The following is a 7,244-nucleotide window of genomic DNA, read 5'->3' on the forward strand; positions in this document are numbered from 1 at the left end:
GTCCAGCCGCCGCCCCCGCCGCCGCTGAGCAGCGCCGTGCTCATCTCGTCGTCCGGGTACAGCGCGATCCCGCCGAGCGCGACCACCCCCGCGGCCCCGGCGAAAAGAACTCCGCCGCCGTTCCGGCTCGTCTCGGCGAATTCCTCAGGCCGTTCCTGCGCGACTTTCGCGTCTTCGCGGGCCCGCACCACGACCGCGTGGCCCGCGTCGGTCACCTGGGGCTTCTTCGGGCTCTTTCGGGACGCGAACGTGATCAACGTGAGGATCCCCGTCACGACAAGCAGCGCGATCAGCCCGCCGATCGGCCGGTCCAGCTGCGCTCCGTTGACCGCGCGGACGATGCCGATCAGCAACAGCGCCGCGTACGCCACCGAAATGCCGGTGCGGAAGTTGTCCGGTCCGTCGCCGACGGCCACCAGCCCGCGCCGCCCGAGGTCCTCGCGGATCTTGTCCACTTCCTGCTGGACTACCGACGACCTGCGCACCAGGGCAACGGTCGCCGTGCCGCCCTTCGCGGCGTCGTGCACCGCCCGTTCCAGCCTCTTGCGGGTCGGCCGCTTGCCGATCGCGCTCAGCTTGCCCTTGCTGCTCACGCGCAGCAGTTCCTGCTCCAGCAGCGTCGCGATCGCGGTGTCGACCGTGCGGTCCGAGCCGCCGGCCAGGTAGGCGAGCTGGTAGACGTCCGGCTGCAGCGGAGCCTCGACGACAGCGGGCGCGTTCTGCCGCCGGGACCGCGCGATCGACGGCCAGCTCAGCTGCACGAGCAGCACGACGGCCACCGCAAGGCCGAAAAACAGCAGGAATTGCGGACCCGAAATGCCCCACGGTTCATCCACGGCTTCCCCCTCGTTTCAGTGTTCGCCGGAACCCTAACCGGCCCGGCGCCGGAGGTTGTCGGCAGAACTGACGTCGACGATGTCTGTTGCGTTCCCGTTTTCGACCTGCCACCTGCGCGGCTCAGCTGTTCCCGCCGCCGCCACAGCCGGATCCGCACCCCGAACCGCCGCATCCGGACCCGCAGCCCGCTCCTCCGCCACAGCCCGATCCGCAGCCCGCCCCGGCGGCCCAGTACCCCGCCGCTCCGGCAAACCCGCCCGCGACGCCGGCGCCCGCGACGGCAGCCCGCGCCTGCCGGGTCGCCGGGAGCCCGCGCAGCAGCGCGACCCGCAGCTCGCGGTCCGGATGATTCGAGAGCCCGCCGACCGCGACGTTCCCGGTCAGGCCGCTGACCAGGCTCTGGTCCGGCCACGCCGCTTCGACCGTCTCGCGTCCGGCGTCAGTCGGCCGGATCCGCCGGGCAGCCCGGCGACGGGACAGCGCGGCGAACGCGAACCACCCCGGCAGCAGAACCGAACTCAGCACAAAGCCGTTGAGCCCGCCGACGAACGCCGCGACGCCGGCCGCCGCCAGCACTGCTTCTTCGATCGCGGTCCGCTTCCATGCCCTCTGCAGCGCCGGGCCGTCGACGAGCAGGCCGCGCTTGGTCAGATCGTCGACCAGTTCGCGAACCGCGTCGCCCCCGACGAGACCGCGCAGCACGGTCGCGATCCCGACGCCTGTTCCGGCTAGCTCGGCGGCTTCCCGGCTCAGGCCGTCGGACGGTTCGGTCGGCGTGCAATAGCCGTCCCACGGAATCCGCCCGCAGCTGCTCCCGCTCCAGCATCGAGGCGACGGTCGTTTCGGCGACGCGGATCGGACCGTTCGTCAGCAACGCGACCTGCGCCGCGGACGTCAGCCGGGTTTCGGGAGGCCTGCCGCGGCGCAACCGGGCGGCGGTCCGCAGCCCGAGCCACCAGCAGAGCAGCGCCAGCACCAGGACCAGCGCGGCTGGCAGCGCGCGTTCGATCGTCCACTCCATCACGGACCCCCTCCGGATGAACAAACCACGCTACCTGCCCGGCCGGGGTTGCCGCCGGACGAAAAACCGCCCTCCCCGAGGCGGGAAGGGCGGTCTTGGGGGACCCGGGCGTCAGTCGCCGGATTCCTCGACGAGCTTCAGGGAAATCGAGTTGATGCAGTAGCGCTGGTCCGTGGGGGTCGCGTAGCCCTCGCCCTCGAACACGTGCCCGAGGTGGCTGTGGCACGAGGCGCACAGCACCTCGATGCGCTTCATGCCCATGGTGCGGTCTTCGCGCAGCAGCACCGCGTCGGAGTCCGCCGGGTCGTAGAACGACGGCCAGCCGCAGTGGCTTTCGAACTTCGTGTCGCTGCGGAACAGCTCCGCGCCGCAAGCCCGGCACTCGTACACGCCGGTGGTCTTGGTGTCGGTGTACTCGCCGGTGAACGGCCGTTCGGTGCCGGCTTGCCGGAGCACCGCGTACTCCTCGGGGCCCAGCTGCTCCCGCCATTCCTGGTCGGACTTCACCACGCGGGGAGTGGTGCCGACGACGGGTTTCATACCTTTCACCCTTCCCACGTTACCTGGAGAGAAAAGCGACCGTGTGCAGCGCGATGTCCCAGGCGGTGACCAGCAGCCCGAGCACGATCAGCACCACGACCAGCGCGGACACCCAGTAGCGCAGCCCGCCGGTGCGGGTGCTGGAATCGGCGAAGTCGGCGACCTGGTCCAGGCACGCCTCGACGGTGAAAGTCGGCCCGGTGCGCTCCATCCGGTCGAGATGGGCGGCGAACGCACGGGCCTCCGGGTCGTACGGATCCAGCCCGACGAGATCCTCGTGGAACCGAGGATTCCAGCCCGGCGGCAGAGCTCCGTTCTCGGCCATGCTTCAACGGTAGGCTATTCGCCCCGCGGTACCCACCTCTGCGGCGAGTGTCACTGCGCGGGCGCGCCGGTCTCGACACGTGGATCGCTGCTGATCGTCAACGTGCCGTCTGGTCCGGCGACGACCCGCACGACCTTCACAGTCTGCGCGCCGTTGTTGGAAAAGAGGGTGATTTGGACGTCGGCGGAACCGTCCGGGTTGTTCTGGCGCTTGTAAACGTTCGCGTTCCGGAAGGAGGCTGGCTTGTTCTCCTTCCAGTACTCGGCGAACGCGGTCTGGTCGCCGAACGCTGCCTGCGCCGAAGGGGCCAACATCGCCCATGTACTAGGCGACCCCGCATCACTGTAGAACGCGACGACTTGGTCGCCTGCGGGCTTCCACTGCACCGTTCCGCTGGACTTGGCCGGTGGCGCCGACGAACTCGGCGTGCTCGACGGAGTCGCCGGAGCGGAGGAATTCGACGCCGGCGGCTGCTGCGCGTTAGGCGAAGCCCCGCCCTTGTCCTTGCTGCTGCTCAACACCAAGAACACCACCAACGCCACCACGACCACCGCCGCGGCCCCGCCAGCGAGGAACGCCATCTTCTTCTTCCGCGCCGCAGCAGGCGAAACCCGCGATCCCGACCCCGAACCGGAGTAGTTCGGCGCGGCAGCGGTGGGCGTCGGCCGCACCGCGGGCTGCGGACGCGGCGGAGTGTTCGGCGGGGGAGCGGGCCGCGAAGGCGCGTTCATCGGCATGAACGCCGCAGTCGGCGTCCGCGGCGGGTTGGACGGAGCCTTCGGCGCGGCCGCGGCAGCAGCCGCCGGAGCGCCCGCGCGCGCCCAAGGCGGCCGGGACCCGTTGCTCCCCGGACCGCGATTCCCCGACAGCAACTGCTGCGGCGCGGCGGGTTCCCCGGTCGCCAGAGAGGCCAGCCGCTCCCGGGCCTCGGCCATGCTCGGCCGCTCGGAAGCCTCGCTGCGCAGCAGGCTCATCAGCAACGCGGTCGCCGGACCGGCCTGCGTCGGGGGATTGACCTGCCCGTTCGCCGCCGCGTACAGCAGCGCGAGCTGGTTCGTGGTGTTGCCGTACGGGGTCTGCCCCTCGATCGCCTGGTACAGCGTCGCGCCGAGGGCGAAGACGTCCGAGCTGGGGACCGGGTCGGCGCCGCGGGCCAGTTCGGGCGCGAGGTAGGCCGGAGTGCCGCCGATGAGGCCGGTCTGGGTGAGCGTCATGTCGCCGGCCGCGCGGGAGATGCCGAAGTCGGTGATCTTCGCGGTGCCGGTTTCGTCGATGAGGATGTTGCCGGGCTTGACGTCCCGGTGCACGATCCCGGCGCGGTGCGCGGCCACGAGCGCCGCGGCGACCTGCTCGCCGATCCGCGCGACCTGGCCGACCGGCAGCGTGCCCTGTTCGGACAGCACCGCGGACAGGCTCGGGCCGTTGAGGTACTCCATCACCAGGCACGGGTCGCCGCCGTGCTCCGCGACGTCGAACACGACGATCGCGTTGGGGTGCTGGAAGCGGGCGGCGTTCTTCGCCTCGCGCATGGCGCGCTGGCGCATGTTGTCGCGCTCGGCCTCGGAGACGCCCGGCTGCGGAAGGATCTGCTTGATCGCCACGGACCGCTCCAGGCGCACGTCCACGGCGCGCCACACCACGCCCATGGCACCGCTACCAATGTGCTCGACGAGGCGGTAATGCCCCGCGATCAGCTGCCCGGTGTCGATGACGCCCGCTCCTGACGAAGTCCCGTGATCGTGTTCGTGCGCAGCACGGATGCCCCTCGCGCACCCGGACGAGTGTAGCGGTCGGAAGTACCTGCCCGCCGTCAGCCAGCCGGTGCCGACGGCACGGGAGCCTCCGGCTCGGCGGCGGGGACGCGCTTCCGCAGCACCCGCACCAATCCTGCCGCGCCGAGGATCGCGAAGACCGCGTAGCAAGCCAGCAAAGCGGGCGGCGTGTCGCCGGTGAGAGCATCCGCGAAAACCACCACCGCGACGGTTCCGGGGACGCTCCCGAGCGCTGTTCCGACAAGGTACGGAAGGATTTTCACGGACGAAACGCCGCACAGGTAGTTCATCGCCGAAAACGGGACGACCGGGATCAACCGCAGCGATGTGACGGCGAGCACGCCGCCGTCGGAGAGCCGGTCGTTGACGGCTCGCACCGGCGCGCGGTGCAGATGCCGCAGGATCAGCTCCCGGCCGAGCAGCCGTGCCAGCCCGTACGCCAGCGCGGCGGCGATCGTGGTGGCCGCCAAGGCGATCAGCACTCCCGCGACGCTGCCGACGAGCAACCCGGCGGCCAGATTGAACACCGTGCGCGGAATCGGCGCGACAGTGAGCAACGAGTAAGCGACAAGGAGTACCAGCGGAGTCATCGATCCGGTCGCCGCGGCCCAGGTGCGCAGCTGCGCCGGGCCCGGGATCGGCAGCCACAGCGCGGCGGCGCCGAGAAGAGCCAGCACGACCAGGGCGACGATCAGCTTGGTTCTCCCGGACACCCCGCCACGGTACGGCACTCGCGGCTACGGTGGCCGCATGGCCAAAAACGGCGATCCGGTCGAATACCGGGTGGGGGAGCGCACCGTCCGGGTTTCGAGCCCGGACAAGGTCTACTTCCCCGAACGCGGGATCACGAAGCGGCAAGTGGTCGAGTACTACCTCGCCGTGGCCGACCCGTTGCTGCGGGCGATCGGCGAGCGGCCGACCACGCTGAAACGCTACGTCGACGGCGTCACCGGGGAGTGGTTCTACGCCAAGCGCGTGCCCAAGGGCGCGCCGGACTGGCTCGAAACCGCGCGGATCGCGTTCCCGTCCGGCCGCACCGCGGACGAGGTCTGCCCGACCGAGCCCGCGGTGTTCGCCTGGGCGGCCAACCTCGGCACGTTCGACTTCCACCCGTGGCCGGTGCGCCGTCCCGACGTGGACCACCCGGACGAACTGCGGATCGACGTCGACCCGCCCGAACGCGCCGGATTCGCCGACGCGGTCGAGGTCGCCGGCGTCGTCCGCGAGGTGCTCGCCGACGCCAGGCTCACCGGCTACCCGAAGACCTCCGGCGGCCGCGGCGTGCACGTCCTCGTGCGGATCCGCCCGGAATGGGACTTCATCGCGGTGCGGCACGCGGTGATCGCGCTCGGCCGCGAGGTCGAACGGCGGATCCCGGACAAGGCGACGGTGTCCTGGTGGAAGGAGGAACGCGGCGGCCGCGTCTTCCTCGACTACAACCAGGCGGCGCGAGACCGGACGGTCGCGTCGTCCTGGTCGGTGCGCGGCACCCCGCGCGCGACCGTCTCGACGCCGTTGACCTGGGATTTGCTCACCGACGTCGACCCGGACGACTTCGACGTCCTGACCGTCCCCAAATTCCTCGCCGAGCGCGGCGACCTGCACGCGCCGATGGACGAGACGGCGTACGGCCTGGAGACGCTGCTGGAGTGGTACGAGCGCGACGATCGCGACCTCGGCGGTGCGGAACTGCCCTACCCGCCGGACTACCCGAAAATGCCCGGCGAGCCGAAGCGGGTGCAACCGAGCAAGGCCCGATCCGACCAGGCGTGATCGTCCGATTGCCGGGCGTGATCACTCTCGGTGATCAACATTGCGGCGAATTTCGCTGATGTTTCCGCAGGTCGTCCTGAATTTTCCGAGGTCGATTACCCTGGGGTGTGCCGCTGGCTGGTAACGCGGCGGGGTCGAGGTGCGACTATTGCCGGGGCCGGGCGGGGGCCGGGATCCGGAGGAAGGAGACGTCGTGGACGACCTGATCGCGTTCCTCGCCGCGCGCGTCGGACAGCGGCAGGCGCTGATCATGCAGGCGGTGCAGAAGGGCAAGGCCGGAGAGCCGCTCAACCGCGGGGAGGCCAAGGTCGGTCTTGAGGAACGGGTTCGTTCTCTCGGCGATCTTGAGCTTGACGTGGTGAATCAGATGATCAACGAGATCGAGGCGACTCGGCGGATCATGCTGGCGCATCGGACCACGGTGTCGGAGAAGGTCCCCGGGTTTCCGCTGTACGGCAGTGAGTATTGGTGCGAGACCTGTCATGTGCCTGCGGACGAGGCTGGGTCTAACTGGTGTTTGACGTTGCGGTTGCTGGCGTTGCCGTATGCGGAGCATCCGGATTACAGCGAGCGGTGGAGGCCGTAGGGGCGGCTCGTCGCCTGGCGGCGACATTGCCGTGGGGGTTGCGGCGGGCACCCCGAAGCTGATTGTGCTGACGGTCTTGGGGTGCTTGTCAAGGCGGGAAAGATGCCTTGACAAGCACCCCAAGACCGCAGAGAAGGCTTCGTATCGGGGTGCGGGGGGTGTGGCTGCCTTAGTTGTGTGCGCGGGCTGCGGTTTCGTGCGTGGATGCGCGTGGCTTCGGTGGCTGGTTGCGTTGGGGGTGCGGGTGCCGGTGGGTGGTCCGTGAAGGACTCCTTGAGGGAATCTACGTCCGTGAAGGGGCCCCTCACGGACTGCGGCTGGCCGTGAGGGGAACCTTCAGGGACTCAGAGTCCGTGAAGGTGGCCCTCACGGATGCGGCGAGGGGTGGGA

8 protein-coding genes are annotated in these 7,244 nt (G+C 70.0%); 2 read left to right on the forward strand and 6 right to left on the reverse strand.

From position 1 onward, the window contains the following. The 6 genes from D0D37_RS44970 to D0D37_RS45000 all read right to left on the reverse strand — a co-directional run. On the reverse strand, nucleotides 1-836 hold an 836-nt coding region (locus D0D37_RS44970), incomplete at its 3' end, for a TIGR04222 domain-containing membrane protein (protein WP_116206675.1). 121 nt (nucleotides 837-957) lie between these two features. Further along, entirely contained in the window at nucleotides 958-1,539 is a 582-nt protein-coding gene (locus D0D37_RS47055) for a hypothetical protein (RefSeq protein ID WP_162834793.1), read from the reverse strand. A gap of 430 nt (nucleotides 1,540-1,969) precedes the next feature. Beyond that, nucleotides 1,970-2,398, reverse strand: a complete 429-nt coding sequence (gene msrB, locus D0D37_RS44985; protein ID WP_116206678.1) for a peptide-methionine (R)-S-oxide reductase MsrB — start codon at nucleotides 2,396-2,398, stop codon at nucleotides 1,970-1,972. 19 nt (nucleotides 2,399-2,417) lie between these two features. Then, nucleotides 2,418-2,723: a hypothetical protein gene (locus D0D37_RS44990; protein WP_116206679.1), complete on the reverse strand. Its 306-nt coding sequence runs from the start codon at nucleotides 2,721-2,723 to the stop codon at nucleotides 2,418-2,420. 50 nt (nucleotides 2,724-2,773) lie between these two features. Beyond that, nucleotides 2,774-4,369: a serine/threonine-protein kinase gene (locus D0D37_RS44995; protein WP_244223907.1), complete on the reverse strand. Its 1,596-nt coding sequence runs from the start codon at nucleotides 4,367-4,369 to the stop codon at nucleotides 2,774-2,776. A 164-nt stretch (nucleotides 4,370-4,533) separates the two neighbouring features. Continuing rightward, nucleotides 4,534-5,208, reverse strand: coding sequence for a TVP38/TMEM64 family protein (locus D0D37_RS45000; RefSeq protein ID WP_116206683.1), 675 nt, complete (start codon nucleotides 5,206-5,208; stop codon nucleotides 4,534-4,536). Between the two features lie 37 nt (nucleotides 5,209-5,245). Between D0D37_RS45000 and D0D37_RS45005 the strand changes: the two genes are divergently transcribed. Further along, entirely contained in the window at nucleotides 5,246-6,268 is a 1,023-nt protein-coding gene (locus D0D37_RS45005; RefSeq protein WP_116206680.1) for a DNA polymerase domain-containing protein, read from the forward strand. A gap of 193 nt (nucleotides 6,269-6,461) precedes the next feature. Beyond that, nucleotides 6,462-6,854: a DUF6221 family protein gene (locus D0D37_RS45010; protein WP_116206681.1), complete on the forward strand. Its 393-nt coding sequence runs from the start codon at nucleotides 6,462-6,464 to the stop codon at nucleotides 6,852-6,854. Nucleotides 6,855-7,244: the final 390 nt, after the last annotated feature.

This window comes from Amycolatopsis circi (assembly GCF_003385235.1).
Lineage (GTDB): Bacteria > Actinomycetota > Actinomycetes > Mycobacteriales > Pseudonocardiaceae > Amycolatopsis > Amycolatopsis circi.